The organism is Exiguobacterium sp. PHA03 (assembly GCF_041945985.1).
GTDB lineage: Bacteria > Bacillota > Bacilli > Exiguobacteriales > Exiguobacteriaceae > Exiguobacterium_A.
In genome coordinates, this window is record NZ_JAUTYQ010000001.1 from 1,189,525 (window position 1) to 1,208,253 (window position 18,729).

The window sequence follows — 18,729 nt, forward strand, 5'->3', positions numbered from 1 at the left end:
TCGTGAGCCGTCCACTTATCACTATCACTATTCTAGCCGAATTTTCACAATCTGCCAACAATCGGACTAGGAAATCTAAAAAAAACGTCATTCCTGCCACATTACTCCAGGAATGACGTTAATCATGTATTCAACAAATCTTCGACTTCTTCTGTTCGTTTCGCTTTTTCCGAACGGCTTGGACGTTCACCAGCCTTCAGTTCGTCGAGCGAATACTCGAACGTCATCTCAAAATGAGGGTAATCGACGAATCGCTTCCAATCGCCTCCCCATTCAAAACCGAGTGCTTTCCCGATATCAGCGACTTCACGCCAATCACTTTTTCCTGACCGATTCCCATCATACTCAAGATCATACGAAATCTGTCCATTTACGAGTTGCACGAAATCAATTGCAAGTCCGTAGTTATGCATCGATTCACCGCCTCGTGCATTCGTGACGACTTCACCTGCCTCAGAACGCCCTTGTTCAAAAAGTGCGTTCTGTTGCTGGATCGAGCGGTACCCTTGCGTGATCTTGATATCGATATTGTAGCAAGAATGTGCAACACGGATTAGATCCTTTGCCCCTGCCTCGACAGCTGGATGGAGACGCTTCAGGTTCGCCTCGCTTGCATTGATCAAACGGTTTTCCCCTGCTACGTCTCGTGGGCAACTATCAATCCCGAGTTCCGGTTGGTCCATCAAAATCGTCGGCATCCGGTTAATGGATGCCGCAAGAAACAATCCAATCGCGAACATCGTCAATAAAAATACGATCCAACCGAAGATTGTTCCCCGTTTCATCAGCGGCGAAGCTTCTTCCGAAGTTTTTGTAGAATCGGTAACCCCGTCTCAAGCAACAGATAGAGCGGACGATTGAGTACATAATCAAACTCACCGATTTTTTCAATCATTCGGCTGCCCCACCCAGATTTAAAGGCATAGAGTCCTGCGTAATGATCATCCGGGTCGGTCGAACCACTGACTCCACCGAAGTCATAGGAGAGCGCACCATGTTCTTTCGCATATTGCATCATCGTCCATTGCATCAAATGGTTCGGCATGAATTCCCGGTACTCGTTCGATGAGGCTCCATATAAGTAATAGGAACGACGACCAGCAAGCGTCAAAAGACCACCAGACAGGATGACACCGTTTGGATGTTTGGCAGCAATCGTCATCAGTTCCGTTTTCGACTTCTCTGCTTTTTCGATTTGTGCTGTCGTCTGCTCCAAGCGATTGTTTAAGCTTTTTAGCTTCTTCTCAGCCGTCTCTTTCTCAAGCTGACGGTGAATCTTCGAGAGTTCCTTATCGGCTTGAAGTAATAAGGCTTCCGTATTCTCAAGAGCACGTACGACATCAAGTTTCGTCAAAAACAAGACTGCATCACCCTTTGGATGGAGATGATCATACAGATTCTCGAAATAATCCAGACCGCGGATCGAGAACCCATCCCGTTCGCCCGTCTCGACCATCAGCTTCGCAAATGTCTTGAGTCCTTCACGATCCGCTTGTTCGCATACGATCCCTTTGCGTTCAGCAAGACGGACGTTGTAGCGGAACTTCGAATGGAAACCGTCGAAGATCTCTTTTTCTGTTCCTTCAAGATTCGTCTCCATCGTAAAGCGTGGTTGCGCGTAGTCAAAACCGCCGCCAAAACCGTTATGTTTGAAGCCAAGTCCTTGCATCTCCTGTAACAGACCTGGATATTCTTCCCGCTCGACGTTCGGATCGAATTTAATCGCAATCGCCTTCTGTTGTTTTGCGACACGTATCGCTTCATCACGAAGAGCACGAAGTGCGTCCGTATCCGTATAATCGACGACGAAACCGCGCGGTGCATAACAAAGCGTGAACGGTAGCTTCGGTACTTTCTTAAACAAGAGCAGACCAACTCCGGCAATCTCACCAGAAGTTGTTCCGACCGCGATCCGTTCATGTGTCCATCCTGTCGCGCTTTTGACTTCTCCCCATGCTGGAAGCTGAAGTAAGTCGCCTTTTGGATGTGTTTTTACGAATGTTTCAAATTGATCTATGGTTACAACGATTGGTTGATAAGTCACTTCTGTTCCTCCATTTGCCGTATCATCTCTTTGACGATGACTTCCTCATCGAGAGGGATTTTCTCATCCCCAATGATTTGATATTTTTCATGACCTTTACCGGCTAAGATGACGATATTATCTGGTCGTGCGAGTCGTGCTGCATAACGCACGGCCTCTTCCCGATCACCGATTTCAACGAACTGATCGTGGGTCATCCCTTTGGCGATGCCGGATGTAATTGACTCATATGCTTCATATCGTGGATCATCCGTCGTGATGACGACGGTTCCTGCGTAGGTCGAAGCCAGTTCGCCCATCTTCGGTCGTTTCGTCACGTCGCGGTTTCCACCTGTCCCAATCAGGAAGACGATCTTTTCCTTCGGTACGTCAACGAGTGCTTTCAGACACTGTTCAATGCCGTCAGGAGTATGCGCGTAGTCGACATACACGTTATATCCTTCGATTGGTAAGCGTTGCATCCGACCTTTTGCCGGACGGATTGCTGAAATCGCTCCTGCAATCGTCGTTAGGTCGTATCCGCAAGACAAGAGGATCCCTGTCGCAAGCAACAGATTGTAGACGTTAAAGCGACCGATGAAATTCGCCGTGACGTCGACTTGTTCTTCTTTGTACATCATCGTGAACGTCGTTTGTTGAAGTGACTGTTCAATCGCCGTTGCTCGGAGGTCAGCTGCGTTGTCGATACCGTACGTCATGACACGAGCACCTGTCATCATTTCGTACAGTTCGCTCGTCGGATCATCGGCATTCAAGACCGCGACTTTCTCTGTCGACAGCCGTTGTCCGAGCTGTGCGAATAACAATCCTTTGGCACGTGCATAGTTCTCAAACGTTTTGTGAAAATCGAGGTGATCATGCGTCAGATTCGTGAATCCCGCAATGTCGTAATCGACACCCGTTACTCGACCAAGCTCTAGTCCATGCGAAGAGACTTCCATGATGACGTCTTGGACATCTTCTTTATGCATTTGATGCAAAAATGCTTGTAATTCGGAGCTTTGTGGTGTCGTATTGCGACTTGGTACGACGCGGTCACCAATCTTGACTTCGACCGTTCCGATGATACCCGTTTTCCGACCAAGGTGCGCTAATATATCACGGACAATCGTCGTCGTCGTCGTTTTCCCGTTCGTTCCTGTAATACCAATCATCCGCATCTTTTCAGAAGGATAATCATAGAATTTGCCAGCCAATTCGGCAATGGCACGTGATGTACTACGAACGAGAATGACAGGAATCGACACATTGACCGGTTGTTCCGCAACGATTGCGACCGCTCCTTGTGCTTCTGCCTGTTTGGCATAGTCGTGTCCATCAACAGTATACCCTTTGATGGCGACGAACAATGTTCCCGGTTTAACATCCCGTGAATCGGTCGTGATGGACGTGACGTCCACTTCTACCATTCGTTCGATTTTTTGCGTCTGTATGACTTGAATCAGTTCAGCTAAATTCAACGGTATTCCTTCTTTCTCGACATCGTCATTTCATATGTTTCATCTATTCCGTTCTGCTGTCATGCTTCCTCTTCTTGGTCTGCCGGAAGAATATAGGCCTTTGCCGGTTCCTCCGAAAAGATGTGCTCAATCAGCCCTTCGATGTCCGATGGACGAATTCGTTCTACATCCGCTAGTACTTCTTCGAGTGACGGGTGACGATGCAGATGCAACTCATTTCGGGCATTTCGGTTCATATGGCTCGATGTGCCTTCGTTTCCTAAAATCAGAGAACCTTTTAGCTGTTCAATGCCATCTTCGAGTTCCTTAGCGGATAGTCCGTCTCGCTTCAAGCGATCAATCTCAGCAGCGAGAACCTGTTCGACCTCTTCGACTGATTCCGGAGACGTACCGACATAGATCGTGAACGTGCCATGATCGTCAAACGTCGTGTAATAGGAAAAGACTGAATAAGCAAGACCGCGTTCCTCTCGGATTGATTGGAACAAGCGACTCGACATCGTCGCACCGAATGCATTGTTGAGTAAGGCGAGGGCAGGCAATCGTGGATCAGCAGAAGGAATCGCACGGAAATTATAACAAATATGTGCCTGTTCCGTATCCTTTTCCTTACGAATCACACCATTTTGTAACCTTGGTGACGCTGTCTCACGGGTCTTCGATCGTGATATGAGGATTGACATCCGCTCTTGAATCTGCGTAATCAACTCGTCTGAGACGTTTCCGGCAACGGAAATGACGATTTGATCCGGAGCATATGCTTCTTCGAGATACTGTTCAATCATTGTACGATCAATCCGAAGCACACTCTCTTCCGTTCCAAGAATCGGACGAGCCATGACATCCTCTCCGTAAGCCGCAACAGCTAATAACTCATGGACGAGATCATCTGGTGTGTCATCGTACATTTTAATCTCTTCAATGACGACCTTTTTCTCTTTTTCTAGTTCCTCCGCATCGAACGTCGATTCGAGGAACATGTCCGCCAACACTTGAAAGGCTTCACCTGCATGTTCATCTAATGTCTTGACGTAATAACACGTTTGATCCTTACTCGTGAACGCATTAATATTTCCACCAAGTCGGTCAAAATAAACCGCAATCTCTTTTGCCGTATGGCGTTTTGTTCCTTTGAACATCATATGCTCGATGAGATGACTGATACCATGCTCCTCGATCTGTTCCGTCCGACTTCCTGCTTGAATGAAGATTCCGGTCGCGACGCTGCGTGCTTCTGGCATCCGTTCAACGATTAGTCGAACCCCGTTTTCTAGTTGTATCCGTTCGATCATAGTAATTCCTCCAAATATAGGAAACAAGGTGGCTCTCGTTGCATTCTCTGCACCGTCGAGCCACCTTGGATTCATTAGTTACGACGTGGTGGACGTTGTCCGTCACGTGGTGGGCGTGAACCCTGATCCCGGCGTGGCGGGCGGTTCTCACGCTCTGTCTTTTTCTTTTCTTCGTATGCGGCACGGTCTTCTTCGCTTAATCCTTCGACGAGCAGGACTTTGTGCGACGCGTTAACGCGTCCTTTGTCATCGATTTCTGTGACACGGACTTTTAGCTTATCTCCAAGTTTAACGACATCTTCCGTTTGACCAACACGGTCAAGTGCGAGTTCCGAGATGTGGACGAGTGCGTCTTTTCCTTTGAACAATTCGACGAATGCACCGAATTTCTCAACGCGACGGACCGTTCCATCGAACTCTTCACCGACGACGACTTCACGGACGATATCTTCGATCAATTGACGGGCACGATCGATGCCAGCTTGATCCGTCGAAGCGATAAAGACTGTTCCGTCTTGATCGATGTCGATCTTAACGCCTGTCTCATCGATGATACCGTTGATGACTTTACCACCAGGTCCGATGACATCACGGATTTTATCTGGATTGATTTTAAGTGTGACGATTTTCGGCGCGTATTGCGACAATTCGACACGCGGTTCAGCAATGACAGATTGCATATGCTCAAGAATATGCAGACGACCAAGACGTGCTTGTTCAAGTGCTTCTTCAAGAATTTGACGCGTGATTCCGCCAATTTTCATATCCATTTGGAGAGCTGTGACACCTTCGTGAGTTCCAGCGACTTTAAAGTCCATATCTCCGAGATGATCTTCCATCCCTTGGATATCTGTCAAGATCGAGTAATTTTCGCCTTCCATGATCAAGCCCATCGCGATACCAGCGACAGGTGCTTTTAATGGAACACCCGCATCCATCATGGCAAGGATCGAACCACAGATGGAAGCCTGTGATGAAGAACCGTTCGACTCAAGCACTTCTGACACGAGACGAATCGTGTACGGGAAATCAACTTCATTCGGAAGAACTGGTAAAAGTGCGCGTTCTCCGAGTGCCCCGTGACCAATTTCACGACGACCTGGTGCACGCATCGGACGTGCTTCCCCAACTGAGAATGGTGGGAAGTTATAATGGTGCATGAAACGTTTCTCTTCCTTCAGACCAAGTCCATCAATGATTTGAGCGTCACCCGCAACACCAAGTGTCGCTACAGACAAGACTTGTGTCTGACCGCGTGTGAACAGACCTGAACCGTGTGCACGTGGCAAGAGACCGACTTCTGAATCAAGCGGACGGATCTCAGCAAGACCACGACCATCTGGACGAACTTTGTCTTCCGTGATGAGACGACGGACTTCGTCTTTGACGAACTTGTTGAGCACGCCTGATACTTCTGCCAGTTGCTCTGCTGTGACAGACTCGTCAGCTGCATACAACTCGATGTATTTTGCGATGACTTCGTTGATAGCAATGTCACGCGCTTGTTTTTCTTCAACTTGAACCGCTTGTGTGACTTCTGCTAATGCTTCTGCTTTCAGGCGATTGACGATTGTCTCATCGAAGCTTGATACCGTATATTCGAACTTCTCTTTACCGACTTGTGCGACGATTTCTTCTTGGAACGCGATCATTTCCTTGATGACATCGTGTCCAAGTAAAATCGCTTCAAGCATTGCTTGTTCCGATACTTCCTTCGCACCTGCTTCAACCATGTTGACGGCATGTTTTGTTCCAGCAACTTGAAGGTCGATGTCGCTGACTTCCATTTGCGCTGAAGTCGGGTTCACGACGAATTCTCCGTCGACGCGACCGATCGTCACGCCTGCGATTGGACCGTCGAATGGAATATCCGAGATCGAAAGCGCAATCGAAGCCCCGATCATCGCAGCGACTTCTGGTGAATTGTCAGCATCTGACGAAAGAACCGTCGTCGCCACTTGTACGTCGTGACGGAAACCATCCGGGAATAATGGACGGATTGGACGGTCGATCAGACGCGAAGTCAAGATCGCGCTCTCTCCTGGACGTCCTTCACGTTTAAGGAATCCACCTGGGATTTTCCCTGCCGCATATAATTTTTCTTCATAGTTCACTGTTAATGGGAAGAAATCTAAGTCCTTTGGTTGTTTTGATGCAACGACCGTAGCAAGAACGGCTGTATCACCGTAGCGAATCAATGCTGCTCCGTTCGCTTGTTTTGCTAATTGACCGATTTCAATCGTTAATGGACGTCCACCGAGTTCGGTCGAAAACGTCTGTTTTGTTTGTGACATGCACAAATCTCCTCTCACTGCTATCCGTTTTTTCATTCAAATCTAATTATGTAGGTTCTTGCGCAAAAAGTCCATGAATCGGCAAAAAAAAGAAACAGGAGACGATGCTCCTGCTTCCCTACCTCGTTCTCGTCGGGATTAGCGACGGAGACCAAGACGCTCGATCAACGAACGGTAACGTGCAACATCCTTGTTACGAAGGTATGTGAGCAAGTTACGGCGACGACCGACCATTTTCAAGAGACCACGACGTGAGTGGTGATCCTTTTTGTGTGTACGTAAGTGATCGTTCAAAGTTGTGATCTGTTCAGTTAAAACAGCAACTTGTACTTCCGGCGAACCAGTATCGCCTTGTTTCGTAGCATATGCTTCGATGATTTCGTTTTTACGTTCTTTTGTGAGTGCCATTGTCACTCCACCTCCATCTTATGAATGACCGTATTCCCGAGCATCGGATGGTGAGACCAGATGCCAAGTGAATCGGCTGTACGTGATCGTACTGACCTATCATAACGAACCCTGTCCGTACTGTCAAACGCTTAATTGTACATTTGCTTCTTCGCGGTCCCGTGCCAATTGTTCTTTCAATTGATCGATACCGTTGAAGGCTTTTTCATCGCGTAAGTAAGCGATCCATTCAAGCGTCAATTCTTGACCATAAAGATCTTCATCAAAGTCAAGAAGATGCGTCTCTATACTGACGTCTCCCGTCTCATAGAACGTTGGGCGTCTCCCGACATTCGTCATCGCCTTGAACCGGCGACCGTCTGCTAAGCGAACGAATGTCGCATACACACCAAGTTTCGGAATGACGTAGGCGAATTCCGGTCGCATGTTGGCTGTCGGGAAACCGATTTGCCGTCCGCGTGCGTCACCGTGAATGATCGTGCCTTTGATTTGGTAGGGTTCTCCAAGCAAACGTGCAGCCGGTTCGACTTCTCCTGCAGCAAGTAAACGACGAATCCGGGTTGAGCTGATCTTTTCAGCTTCTTCTTGGAATTCTGCTACAACGGTATGCGTAAATGTGCCACGACTATGAAAATCAAGCGTCGCCATTTTGCCGGCTCCGAAGCGACCGTAGGAATAATCGAATCCAGCAACGACGTGTTCTGCTCCAGACGCAATCAGATATTCGTCGACGAAAGCTTGCGGTGATAATTCCGAGAAAGGAATCGTAAACTCAATCACATAAACACGATCGACACCAAGCTGCTCGAGTTTCTCTAATTTGCGTTCAAGCGGCGTGATGTAGTGGACTGGTTCATCCCCTTTACCAAGCACTTGTTTCGGATGGGGATCAAAGGTCATGACAGCCAAAGGCAGGCGACGAGCCTCCGCTTCTTTTAGTGCTGCTGCGATGACTTGCTGATGTCCGAGATGTACACCGTCAAAAAAGCCGAGTGCGATGACAGCAGGGTCTTTTTGAGGTTGTTCCGGATATGTTAAATGTATGATGTCCATGATGCTCTCTCCGATCTTAATCGATTTGTAGCATGACCTCAACGCGTGCTACCTGTTCTTCTGGAAGACGTCGATATAGCGCTAAAGGTACGTCTTCTTCATTATAGACAGTAAACAGCTCGAATTCGACTGGAATGCTTGTCAGCTTTGCTCCGTTCAACACACGCTGTGCAGTCGACGCATCGACCGTCAAGCGTGGCCATTTTTGGATGACGTGTTCAATCGGTAGAACGTGTTGCATCCGTTCTTCGACCGTCTCATACGATTCGAGTGTCTCAAGAGTCACTGTATCCGTCTCAGCAATCGCACCAGAGCCTGTTCGGCGTAGTTCACTCATGTGTGCCGCGTAACCAAGTCGTTCTCCGATTTCTACTGCTAATGTCCGAATATACGTTCCTTTTCCACAAGCGATATCAAGACGGAAACGACAAAGACCACCTTCGAACACAAGGTCCGATGTCCGTTCTAATCGATCGATGCGGACGATTCGTGTCGGTCGTTCGACTTCAATGCCTTTTCGGGCATATTCATATAATTTTTTCCCATTCACTTTAACAGCTGAATAATACGGTGGCGTCTGCTCGATCTCTCCTGTCAATTGAGTCAAGATGTCTGCAATTGCTTCCTCGGTAATAGTTCCCGGTTCAACCGCTGTTTCGCGAACTGTTTCCCCGTGCGCATCTTCCGTTGTCGTTGCAAAGCCAATCGTCACTTCCGCCGCGTAGCGCTTTCCTTCATCTGTGATGAAGCGGGCAAGCTTCGTCGCTCGACCGAGACAAATCGGTAAGACACCCGTTACTTCCGGATCAAGCGTACCTGTATGTCCGACTTTTTTCGTTTGAAACAAGCGACGTAGACGAAAGACACAATCATGACTCGTCATACCCGCTGGTTTATCTAACGGTAATACTCCGATGGGTTCCACGTTATTTCCTCCTTGAAAAAAGGCAACCACACACGTGGTTGCCTTAGATGTTAATCTTTGTTCAAATTCCGAAGCAACTCATCAATGCGTGATCCGTATTCGACAGAAGAATCGACCTCGAACAATAGTTCAGGTGTTTTCCGTAGACGAATCCGCGATCCGATTTCCTTGCGCATGAAGCCTTTTGATCTTTCGAGACCGATGCGCGCATCCTCACGTGCTTTTTCGTCACCGAGGACCGAGTAGAAGATCGTCGCTTGTTGTAAGTCTCCTGTCACTTCGACACCTGTGACGGTAATCGTCTTGACGCGAGGATCCTTGACATCTTTGATGAGCAATTGCGTAATTTCCTTACGCATCTGTTCGGCGACACGATTCGAGCGTAAACTCATAGTTATTCCCTCCAGTTCGGAAGAATGGATTCCGTTCTGTTACTTCCGTTTGACTTCTTCCATGATGAACGCTTCGATGACATCATCGACTTTGATATCATCATATTTTTCAATCTTAATTCCACACTCATAGCCAGTAGCGACTTCTTTGACATCATCTTTGAAACGACGAAGTGTATCGAGTTTTCCTTCGTAGATGACGATACTGTCACGAACGACACGTACGCCTGCATCACGAGTCAACTTACCTTCTGTGACATATCCACCTGCGATCGTACCAACTTTTGATACTTTGATGACATCGCGGACTTCAGCTTGACCGATGATTTTTTCAACGAATTCAGGATCAAGAAGACCTTTCATCGCTTGCTCGATTTCTTCGATTGCGTTATAGATGATCCGGTGAAGACGAATTTCGACTTTCTCCTGATCCGCCATTGATTTCGCGTTACCATCCGGACGAACGTTGAATCCGATGATGATCGCATTCGCTGCCGAAGCAAGGATGACGTCACCTTCCGTGATAGCACCGACACCTGAGTGTACGATGTTAATTTTAACACCTTCGACATCAATTTTCTTCAATGAACCGGCTAAGGCTTCAACTGAACCTTGTACGTCACCTTTGATGATGATGTTGAGGTCCTTGACTTCGCCTTCTTTGATACGATCGAAGAGATCTTCTAAGCTGACTTTCGCCGAATCACGACGTTGTGCTTCGATTTCACGCTGGTAACGCGCTTCACCGATTTGGCGGGCTTTTTTCTCATCTTCGAATGCGAAGAATTGATCGCCTGCTTTCGGTACGTCGTTCAAACCTGTGATTTCGATTGGCGTCGATGGTCCAACTTCTTTAACACGACGACCGATATCGTTGACCATTGCCCGGATACGACCGAACGTGTGACCGACAACGATTGGATCCCCAACACGAAGTGTCCCGTGTTGAACGAGAAGCGTCGCGACTGGACCGCGTCCTTTATCGAGTTTCGCCTCGATGACTGTTCCGCGACCGTTCATTTCTGGTGTTGATTTGTATTCTTGTACTTCTGAAACGAGAAGAATCATTTCGAGCAATTCATCGATGCCGTCACCTTTAAGTGCTGAAACGGGTACGAAGATCGTATCGCCACCCCAGTCCTCTGCAACGAGTTCGAACTCTGTCAATTCTTGTTTGACACGGTCTGGGTTTGCGCCTTCTTTATCCATCTTGTTGACAGCAACGATGATTGGAACGCCAGCTGCTTTCGCGTGGCTGATCGCTTCTTCCGTCTGTGGCATGACACCGTCATCCGCTGCAACGACGATGATCGCGATATCCGTGACATCTGCTCCACGTGCACGCATCGTTGTGAACGCCGCGTGACCTGGTGTATCGAGGAACGTGATTTTCTTGCCGTCGATCTCAACTTGGTAAGCACCGATGTGCTGTGTGATCCCGCCAGCTTCGCCTGCAGTAACCTTCGTGTTACGAATCGAATCGAGCAATGTCGTTTTACCGTGGTCAACGTGTCCCATGATCGTAACGACCGGTGGACGCTCAGACAATTCGTACTGGTCGAGATTCAATTCGTACTGATCAAAGTCCGTCTCATCGACTTGGACTGTCTTCTCGACTTCAAAGCCGAACTCTGTCGCGAGAAGTTCCACTGTCTCGTCATCAAGATCTTGGTTGATGTTCGCCATGACACCGAGACCCATCAATTTCATGATCAGTTCATTCGGTTTTTTCGCCATTTTTTCAGCGAGTTCACCGACTGTCAAGTTGTCAGAGTATTGAACGACGTTTGCCATCGCCTCTTCTTGTGCACGGCGAGCAGCTTTACGTTGACTCGACTTCGAGTTCGGATCCGCTACTTCAAGTTTACGCGGTTCTGCTTTCTTTTGGTTCGGACGACGTTTGCCGCCACGGTTGTTACGGTTGCCGAATTCTGGGCGTCCGCCTTTGCTGTTACGTGATTGGTTACCTGCTGGTTTGTTTGTACTTCCTGGTCGGTTCGGTTTATTATCTGATTTCACTTGTTTTGGAGCCTCCGTCTTTTGAGCCCGATATTTCTCGGGATTAAATACTTGATCGAGTTGCTGTACTGTCTGTTCATCTAATACTGCCATATGATTCTTGACTGGTTTCTCCAGCTTTTCAAGCTGGGTGATGACCTGCTTACTTGTTACATTTTGTTCCTTGGCGAATTCGTATACACGTTTACCCAAAGGATCCACCTCCAATTAGTCGTTCGAGAGGAGTTCAGTTAGCTTTTTCGCAAATCCGGCTTCATTGACTGACACGACAACACGCGCATCCTTTCCTAATGCTTGACCGAGAATCGTACGGTCGGCGACTTCTAGGTAAGGAACCTGATAACTCGTACATTTATCTGTGACTTTCTTACGCGTGGCAGCCCCCGCATCTGCTGCTAAAAGAACAAGCTTCGCTTGCCCTCCTCGTACTTCTTTCAGTACGAGTTCTTCTCCCGTCGTCACTTTTCTAGCTCGATTCGCGAGACCGAGAAGGGATTCCCATTTACTCATTTGTACCTCCCGCGATTTCAAGCAATTCATCGTATAAGGCATCTGTCGTCTTGACCTTTAAATGATGATCAAGCGTCCGTTTTTTCTTCGCCGTCGCAATGACTGCCGCATCTTTCGATAAATAGGCACCTCGCCCATTCATCTTACCATTTAAATCGATGACGACCTCTTGTTCAGGTGTCCGGACGACACGAATTAATTCTTTTTTCGGTTTCATTTCTTGTGTGATGACACACTTACGTAATGGTACCTTTTTTTGCACGAATTATTCCTCGCCTTCGACTTGGACCGCTTCTACTGCCGGCTCTTCCGTCGCGAAGACATCTTCGAGATCCATCGCTTCCGCTTCAGACTCGCTCTTGATGTCGATTTTCCATCCTGTCAATTTCGCTGCGAGACGCGCGTTTTGACCACGTTTCCCGATTGCAAGCGACAGTTGGAAATCTGGAACGACGACGATTGTCGCTTTCGCTGGTTCGTTGACATAGACCGCAACGACTTGAGCTGGGCTGAGTGCGTTCGCGACATATTCTTTCGGATCATCCGAGTAACGGACGATATCGATTTTTTCCCCGTTCAAATCATTGACGATGCGTTGAACACGCGCCCCTTTTTGTCCGACACATGCACCGACTGGATCGATGTCGTCCGCTGCGACTGCGATTTTCGAACGGTCGCCCGCTTCACGCGCCACAGACTTGACTTCGACTTCGCCACTTGAAATCTCTGGTACTTCGATTTCAAAGAGACGTTTTAAGAGACCTGGATGTGTCCGTGATACGAGAATCGATGCCCCTGATCCCTTGACCATCGGATCAACCTTCGTGACGTACACCTTGATGCGATCACGAATCCCGAAACGCTCGTTCGGCATTTGCTCGTGTGTCGTCAAGACAGCTTCGATACCTTCTAGGTTGACGTACAAGTTGCGTGCATCTTGACGCTCGACGATACCTGTCATGATCTCGTCTTCACGATCCGCGAAGTGATTGTAGATGCGTTCGCGTTCTGCTTCACGCATTTTTTGTGTGACGATTTGTTTTGCTGTTTGTGCTGCAACACGACCGAAGTCGCCTGGCGTCACTTCGACTTTATGGAAATCGCCGAGTTCATATGTCGGATCGATCTCGTGCGCCTCTTCAAGCGAAAGTTGCTCTTCTGGTTGTGTCAATCGTTCGACGACTTCCTTAAGCGCGAAGACACGGATGTCTCCTGTCTGCTGGTCGAATTCGACCTTTACAGCCTCCGACTCTTTTCCGAAGTTGCGTCGGTACGCTGAAATCAATGCCTGTTCGAGCGCATCGATGATGATGTTCTTGTCAATTTCCTTCTCTTTCGCGATTTGATTGATCGCCTCGAGTAACTGTGGTCCCATCGTTCTCTTCCTTTCCGTCAGAACATTACCGCAAGTCGCGCAAGTGAAATCTTGTCGACCGGTATCTCAATTTTCAATTTTCTTGTTTTGACACGCACTTCGATTTCAAGCATCTCAGGTGTATACGCGAGCAACGTTCCTTCGAATTCAACCGCATTCTTTACTGGATCGTGCGTTTTAATGTACACATGTTTCCCAATCGCCTTTTCGAAGTCCTCGTCTTTCTTCAGTGGACGTTCCGCTCCTGGACTAGCGACGTCGAGGTAATACGGCTCGTCGATCGGATCATTGTCATTCAATGCTTCCGATAACTGTTCATTGATTTTGACGCAGTCTTCAAGATCTACGCCACCCTCTTTGTCGATGGAGACACGTAGGAACCAATCCGCCCCTTCTTTGACGAATTCAACGTCGACTAGCTCCATCCCCTCTCGTTCGACGATTGGTTTTGCGAGCGCTTCGACCTTTTCCGTTACGTTCGTCATCTTCATCCTCCTTCAAAAAACAAACAAGAAAGGAGCAGGTCCCCCTACTCCTTCCAAGTCGTAGTATAAAAAACATTTCCTCACTCAATATAGCATAGGAAAGCGCTCAAAGCAAGTGTTCCTAAGGGCTTACAAGTCGAACAAGGAGAGCTGATTCTCGTCTGGTAACCCTTCGAGACAGCCTAGGTTATCGAGCGTCTCGATGATCGATTTCGACAATTTGGCGCGTTTTTGGAGGTCTTCCTTCGAGAGGAATTCGCCGCCTTTACGTGCTTCGACGATTTGCTTCGCAGCATTCGTCCCTAGACCTGTCACGGCATTAAACGGTGGTAACAACGTATCCCCGTCAATGAGGAATTCCGTTGCACTCGAGCGATAGAGATCGACCTTTTGGAACGTAAAGCCGCGTTCGATCATCTCGAGCGCGATTTCAAGAACCGTGTACAATCCCTTATCCTTCGCCGTCGCTTCGAAACCTTTGTCCTTGATGTCTTGCAAGACTTTCCGAACGGCAGCAGAGCCCTTATTCATCGCACCGATATCAAAATCACCCGCACGTACCGTAAAGTACGAAGCGTAGTAATACATCGGATGATGGACTTTATAATAGGCAATCCGGACAGCCATCAAGACGTAAGCGGCAGCATGGGCTTTCGGGAACATGTACTTGATTTTCTTACAAGAATCGATATACCAGAGTGGCACATCGTTCTCAATCATCGCCTCTTCCATGTCAATCGAGAGTCCTTTCCCTTTACGGACCGACTCCATGATTTTAAAGGCAAGTGACGGTTCAAGACCGGCGTAGATCAAGTAGACCATGATGTCATCTCGACAACCGATGACATCTTTTAGTTCACACGTTCCGTTGTAGATCAATTCGCTGGCGTTTCCAAGCCAGACATCCGTTCCGTGCGAGAGTCCTGAAATCTGAACGAGCTCTGAGAACGTCGTCGGTTTCGTCTCCTCTAACATTTGGCGAACGAACTTCGTCCCAAACTCCGGAATACCGAGCGTTCCGGTTTTTGAATCAATCTGTTCCGGCGTCACACCGATCGATTCCGTCGAACTGAAGATTTTCATGACTTCCGGGTCATCGACCGGAATCGTCTTCGGATCACGTCCCGATAAATCCTGTAGCATCCGGATCATCGTCGGATCATCGTGACCGAGAATATCGAGTTTGAGTAAGTTATCGTGAATCGAATGGAAGTCGAAGTGTGTCGTCTTCCATTCAGAACCCATATCGTCTGCCGGATACTGAATCGGACTGATGTCATAGATATCCATGTAGTCCGGTACGACGATGATCCCTCCCGGGTGTTGACCAGTCGTCCGTTTGACGCCAGTGACACCACTGACAAGACGATCGACTTCCGCATTCCGATATGTCAGCTCATTCTCTGACTGATACCCTTTGACATAGCCATACGCCGTCTTCTCAGCGATCGTACCGATCGTTCCGGCACGGTAGACGTAATCGTCACCGAACAAGACTTTCGTATAGGCGTGTGCTTGCGGCTGGTATTCCCCACTGAAGTTCAAATCGATATCCGGTACTTTATCCCCTTTAAATCCAAGGAACGTTTCAAACGGAATATCATGACCATCCTTGAACAATGGGACATCACATTTCGAACAGGACTTATCCGGCAAATCGAATCCCGAACCAACGGAACCGTCATCAAAGAACTCCGATTCCTTACAATTCGGACAGACATAGTGTGGCGGCAATGGATTGACTTCCGTGATCTCCGTCATCGTCGCAACGAGACTTGATCCGACCGATCCCCGTGAACCGACCAAATAGCCGTCGTCGAGTGATTTTTTTACGAGTTTATGGGAAATCAAATAGATGACAGCGAATCCGTGACCGATAATCGACTTCAACTCTTTTTCGAGTCGGGCTTCGACGATCTCCGGTAACGTCTCGCCGTAAATCCGGTGCGCCATATCGTACGACAGATTCCGAACTTCTTCGTCTGCCCCTTCGATCTTCGGTGTATAAAGATCTTTTGGAATGATATCGATGTTCTCGAACTGTTCCGCGACGGCTTGACTGTTCGTGATGACGAGACGTTCCGACACATCTGGTCCGAGGAACTTAAAGTCGTCCATCATTTCCTTCGTCGTCCGGAAATGCGCCGGTGGCAATTGTTTTCGCATGTTCAGCATGTTCGCTCCACCTTGCGTCCGGATCAAAATTTCTCGATACGTGGCGTCATGTTGATCGAGATAATGTACGTTACCAGTCGCGACTGGTAAGATGTCATGTTCTTCCGCGACACGGATGATCTTTTTAATCAGTTCGCGCAGTTCAAGTTCATTCTGAACGATTTCCCGTTCGATCAAATGACCATACATCGCGGGTGGTTGAATCTCGATGAAATCATAGAACTGCATCACTTTTGCTAAATCTTCGTCCGACTTATTCAAGGCGGCATCAAATACCTCGCCGTTATCACAAGCTGACCCGATGATCAATCCATCCCGATGTGCGATGAGTTGCGAGCGTGGTGTGCGCACGACACGGTGCACGTGTTTTGTGTGAGCAATCGAAATCAATTGGTACAGATTCTTCAAGCCCGTCCGGTTCTTCGCATAGACCGTCGCGTGGTATGGTCGTGCCCGCGAGATATCTTTTCCCATCTCTCGGTTGAGTGAGGCATGTGTCTTCATGTTGAACATCTCATCTGCCATTTGAAGCAACTTGACCATCAAATATCCTGTCGCTTCCGCATCATAAATGGCGCGGTGATGCTGCGTCAATTCGATGTCAAATCGTTTCGCGAGTGTGTTCAACCGGTGGTTTTTAAGTGTCGGCATCAGGACACGGGCTAACTCAAGCGTATCAATGACCGGTAAGACTGATTCATCGTGACCACCAGACCGGAGTGTCGCATTCAAGAATCCAATATCAAACGAGGCATTGTGGGCAACGAGAATCGAGTCGCCGACCCAGTCCATGAATTCCTTGACGACTTGTTCCGGGTCTGGTTTTCCCCGGACCATATCATCGGTAATCCCTGTCAAGTCAATCGTCGTCGCCGACAATAGATGCTTCGGATCCGCGAATGCTTCGAATTTATCGATGATATCACCATCGTGGATTTTAACAGCTGCAAGTTCGATGATCTTGTTGTACATCGCGGATAAACCAGTTGTCTCGACGTCAAAGACGACGAATGTCGCGTCATCTAAGTTACGTTCCACCGGATGGTAGGCGACTTGCACCCCGTCATTGACGACGTTTGCTTCAATTCCGTACAGTACCTTGATATCGTTTTTCTTTCCGGCATAGTAGGCATCCGGAAAACTTTGTGCACCGGCGTGATCCGTGATCGCGACAGCAGGGTGACCCCATTTCGCCGCGCGTTCAACGTATTTCGTCACGTTCATGACGGCGTCCATCTGGCTCATTTGCGAGTGCGCATGTAACTCGACACGTTTCTCGCCTGCCCAAGGGTCAGCAGGGGCTTCCATCTTCACTTCTGACAGTTGGGCAATCATCATACAGAGATCGCGCAGGAACGTATCGAACTCGACACGACCTGCTGCTTGAATCCACATGCCTTTTTTGATGGCTGAGAGGATTTTGACGTCTGTTTCGTCACGCGCAAACATTTTGACGACGAGCGAGTCCGTATAATCTGTCATCTTGAACGTAAAAATTGTCTTCCCACTTCGTAGTTCACGACTCTCAGCTGAGAAAACAAGACCACGGATCGCAATCCGTCGTTCCTCATCTTGAATCGTCTTGATCGGAACGATCTCATCTTGAATTGGTTTCCCGATCCGGATTTCGACAGGGCCATCATCGTCATCTCGCGATTGTTCCCGTTTGAATTGCAACTCGAGCATCCGTTTTGCTTCTTCCATGTCTTCCTGTTTCACCTGATTTCGCAACGCTTCTTGTTTCGATTCGTTGATCTGAACAATCGGTTCACAGTTGAATTTTGGGAATCCGTAAGCACTATAGAGTAATTGTAATTCCCCACATAAGCTACTCTTTAAGAAACCTGCTTCCGGTTCACTTCGGACCGGAATGAATAGTTTCTGTTCTTTAAACTCCGGTAAGACACGCCCGAGTTGTGTCCGCATTGCCGATGAGACATCTGCGAGATCCTGCACGACATATGGCCAGTAATCATGATACATCCGTTCATCTGGACGGCTATCTGCGTGTAATATGATTTTGACTTCGGCAAATTGCTGATACCGACTTGTCAAACGACTCGTAAAGAGTTGATAGACGTTTTGGGGTAAAACATGTGGCAAGCGAATTTCAAATGTCCAGGTTGCCTTTGCTTTATTGACGCGAAGCTTCTCGAGAACTGCTTCGTGAAAGTATTCTTCAATGATACCGTTCGGTAATTCCAAGTCACTGAGCAACAGTGACATGCGTTGTTGTGTATCCACTCGCAATTGTGCTGTCTGATCGCTTCACACCGTGACAGCAACTCCTCCTCCTC

15 protein-coding genes are annotated in these 18,729 nt (G+C 48.1%); all 15 read right to left on the reverse strand.

What is annotated here, in order from left to right:
• Positions 1-122 precede the first annotated feature (122 nt).
• The gene (locus Q7C19_RS06410) at positions 123-785 is read right to left on the reverse strand and encodes a M15 family metallopeptidase (RefSeq protein WP_375091888.1); all 663 of its coding nucleotides are present in this window, start codon (positions 783-785) and stop codon (positions 123-125) included.
• Positions 785-2,044 carry a lipid II:glycine glycyltransferase FemX gene (locus Q7C19_RS06415; RefSeq protein WP_290751309.1) on the reverse strand — a complete coding sequence of 420 codons (1,260 nt, stop codon included), beginning with the start codon at positions 2,042-2,044 and terminating at the stop codon, positions 785-787. The genes Q7C19_RS06410 and Q7C19_RS06415 overlap by 1 nt, the downstream gene beginning before the upstream one ends.
• Positions 2,041-3,504 (reverse strand): UDP-N-acetylmuramoyl-L-alanyl-D-glutamate--2,6-diaminopimelate ligase, encoded by a 1,464-nt coding sequence (locus tag Q7C19_RS06420; RefSeq protein WP_035407085.1) that lies wholly within the window; start codon positions 3,502-3,504, stop codon positions 2,041-2,043. The genes Q7C19_RS06415 and Q7C19_RS06420 overlap by 4 nt, the downstream gene beginning before the upstream one ends.
• A gap of 59 nt (positions 3,505-3,563) precedes the next feature.
• Entirely contained in the window at positions 3,564-4,796 is a 1,233-nt protein-coding gene (locus Q7C19_RS06425; RefSeq protein ID WP_035407082.1) for a M16 family metallopeptidase, read from the reverse strand.
• Positions 4,797-4,870: 74 nt separating this feature from the next.
• Positions 4,871-7,090, reverse strand: coding sequence for a polyribonucleotide nucleotidyltransferase (pnp, locus tag Q7C19_RS06430; protein ID WP_290751315.1), 2,220 nt, complete (start codon positions 7,088-7,090; stop codon positions 4,871-4,873).
• 138 nt (positions 7,091-7,228) lie between these two features.
• The gene (gene rpsO / locus Q7C19_RS06435) at positions 7,229-7,498 is read right to left on the reverse strand and encodes a 30S ribosomal protein S15 (protein WP_023468676.1); all 270 of its coding nucleotides are present in this window, start codon (positions 7,496-7,498) and stop codon (positions 7,229-7,231) included.
• A 123-nt stretch (positions 7,499-7,621) separates the two neighbouring features.
• Complete coding sequence (locus tag Q7C19_RS06440) at positions 7,622-8,551, reverse strand: bifunctional riboflavin kinase/FAD synthetase (protein WP_035407075.1); 930 nt, start codon at positions 8,549-8,551, stop codon at positions 7,622-7,624.
• Between the two features lie 16 nt (positions 8,552-8,567).
• Positions 8,568-9,476, reverse strand: coding sequence for a tRNA pseudouridine(55) synthase TruB (truB, locus tag Q7C19_RS06445; RefSeq protein WP_290751322.1), 909 nt, complete (start codon positions 9,474-9,476; stop codon positions 8,568-8,570).
• 50 nt (positions 9,477-9,526) lie between these two features.
• Complete coding sequence (rbfA, locus tag Q7C19_RS06450) at positions 9,527-9,868, reverse strand: 30S ribosome-binding factor RbfA (protein ID WP_035407069.1); 342 nt, start codon at positions 9,866-9,868, stop codon at positions 9,527-9,529.
• 39 nt (positions 9,869-9,907) lie between these two features.
• Positions 9,908-12,079, reverse strand: coding sequence for a translation initiation factor IF-2 (gene infB, locus Q7C19_RS06455; RefSeq protein ID WP_035407064.1), 2,172 nt, complete (start codon positions 12,077-12,079; stop codon positions 9,908-9,910).
• Between the two features lie 15 nt (positions 12,080-12,094).
• A complete protein-coding gene (locus Q7C19_RS06460; protein WP_023468681.1) occupies positions 12,095-12,397 on the reverse strand; it encodes a YlxQ family RNA-binding protein in 303 nt (100 codons plus the stop codon).
• Positions 12,390-12,659, reverse strand: a complete 270-nt coding sequence (rnpM, locus tag Q7C19_RS06465; protein ID WP_023468682.1) for an RNase P modulator RnpM — start codon at positions 12,657-12,659, stop codon at positions 12,390-12,392. The genes Q7C19_RS06460 and rnpM overlap by 8 nt, the downstream gene beginning before the upstream one ends.
• 3 nt (positions 12,660-12,662) lie before the next feature.
• Positions 12,663-13,772, reverse strand: coding sequence for a transcription termination factor NusA (gene nusA, locus Q7C19_RS06470; protein WP_023468683.1), 1,110 nt, complete (start codon positions 13,770-13,772; stop codon positions 12,663-12,665).
• Positions 13,773-13,789: 17 nt separating this feature from the next.
• Positions 13,790-14,257: a ribosome maturation factor RimP gene (rimP, locus tag Q7C19_RS06475; protein ID WP_023468684.1), complete on the reverse strand. Its 468-nt coding sequence runs from the start codon at positions 14,255-14,257 to the stop codon at positions 13,790-13,792.
• A gap of 129 nt (positions 14,258-14,386) precedes the next feature.
• Positions 14,387-18,658, reverse strand: a complete 4,272-nt coding sequence (locus Q7C19_RS06480) for a PolC-type DNA polymerase III (RefSeq protein ID WP_290775058.1) — start codon at positions 18,656-18,658, stop codon at positions 14,387-14,389.
• Positions 18,659-18,729: the final 71 nt, after the last annotated feature.

What these genes read in the sequence shown, in the direction of transcription:
- rimP (WP_023468684.1), bottom strand. Translation starts at nt 14,257, where the DNA reads ATGACGAACGTAACGGAAAAGGTCGAAGCGCTCGCAAAACCAATCGTC.
- Q7C19_RS06440 (WP_035407075.1), bottom strand. Translation starts at nt 8,551, where the DNA reads ATGGACATCATACATTTAACATATCCGGAACAACCTCAAAAAGACCCT.
- Q7C19_RS06480 (WP_290775058.1), bottom strand. Translation starts at nt 18,658, where the DNA reads ATGTCACTGTTGCTCAGTGACTTGGAATTACCGAACGGTATCATTGAA.
- rbfA (WP_035407069.1), bottom strand. Translation starts at nt 9,868, where the DNA reads ATGAGTTTACGCTCGAATCGTGTCGCCGAACAGATGCGTAAGGAAATT.
- Q7C19_RS06460 (WP_023468681.1), bottom strand. Translation starts at nt 12,397, where the DNA reads ATGAGTAAATGGGAATCCCTTCTCGGTCTCGCGAATCGAGCTAGAAAA.
- nusA (WP_023468683.1), bottom strand. Translation starts at nt 13,772, where the DNA reads ATGGGACCACAGTTACTCGAGGCGATCAATCAAATCGCGAAAGAGAAG.
- rpsO (WP_023468676.1), bottom strand. Translation starts at nt 7,498, where the DNA reads ATGGCACTCACAAAAGAACGTAAAAACGAAATCATCGAAGCATATGCT.
- Q7C19_RS06410 (WP_375091888.1), bottom strand. Translation starts at nt 785, where the DNA reads ATGAAACGGGGAACAATCTTCGGTTGGATCGTATTTTTATTGACGATG.
- pnp (WP_290751315.1), bottom strand. Translation starts at nt 7,090, where the DNA reads ATGTCACAAACAAAACAGACGTTTTCGACCGAACTCGGTGGACGTCCA.
- Q7C19_RS06425 (WP_035407082.1), bottom strand. Translation starts at nt 4,796, where the DNA reads ATGATCGAACGGATACAACTAGAAAACGGGGTTCGACTAATCGTTGAA.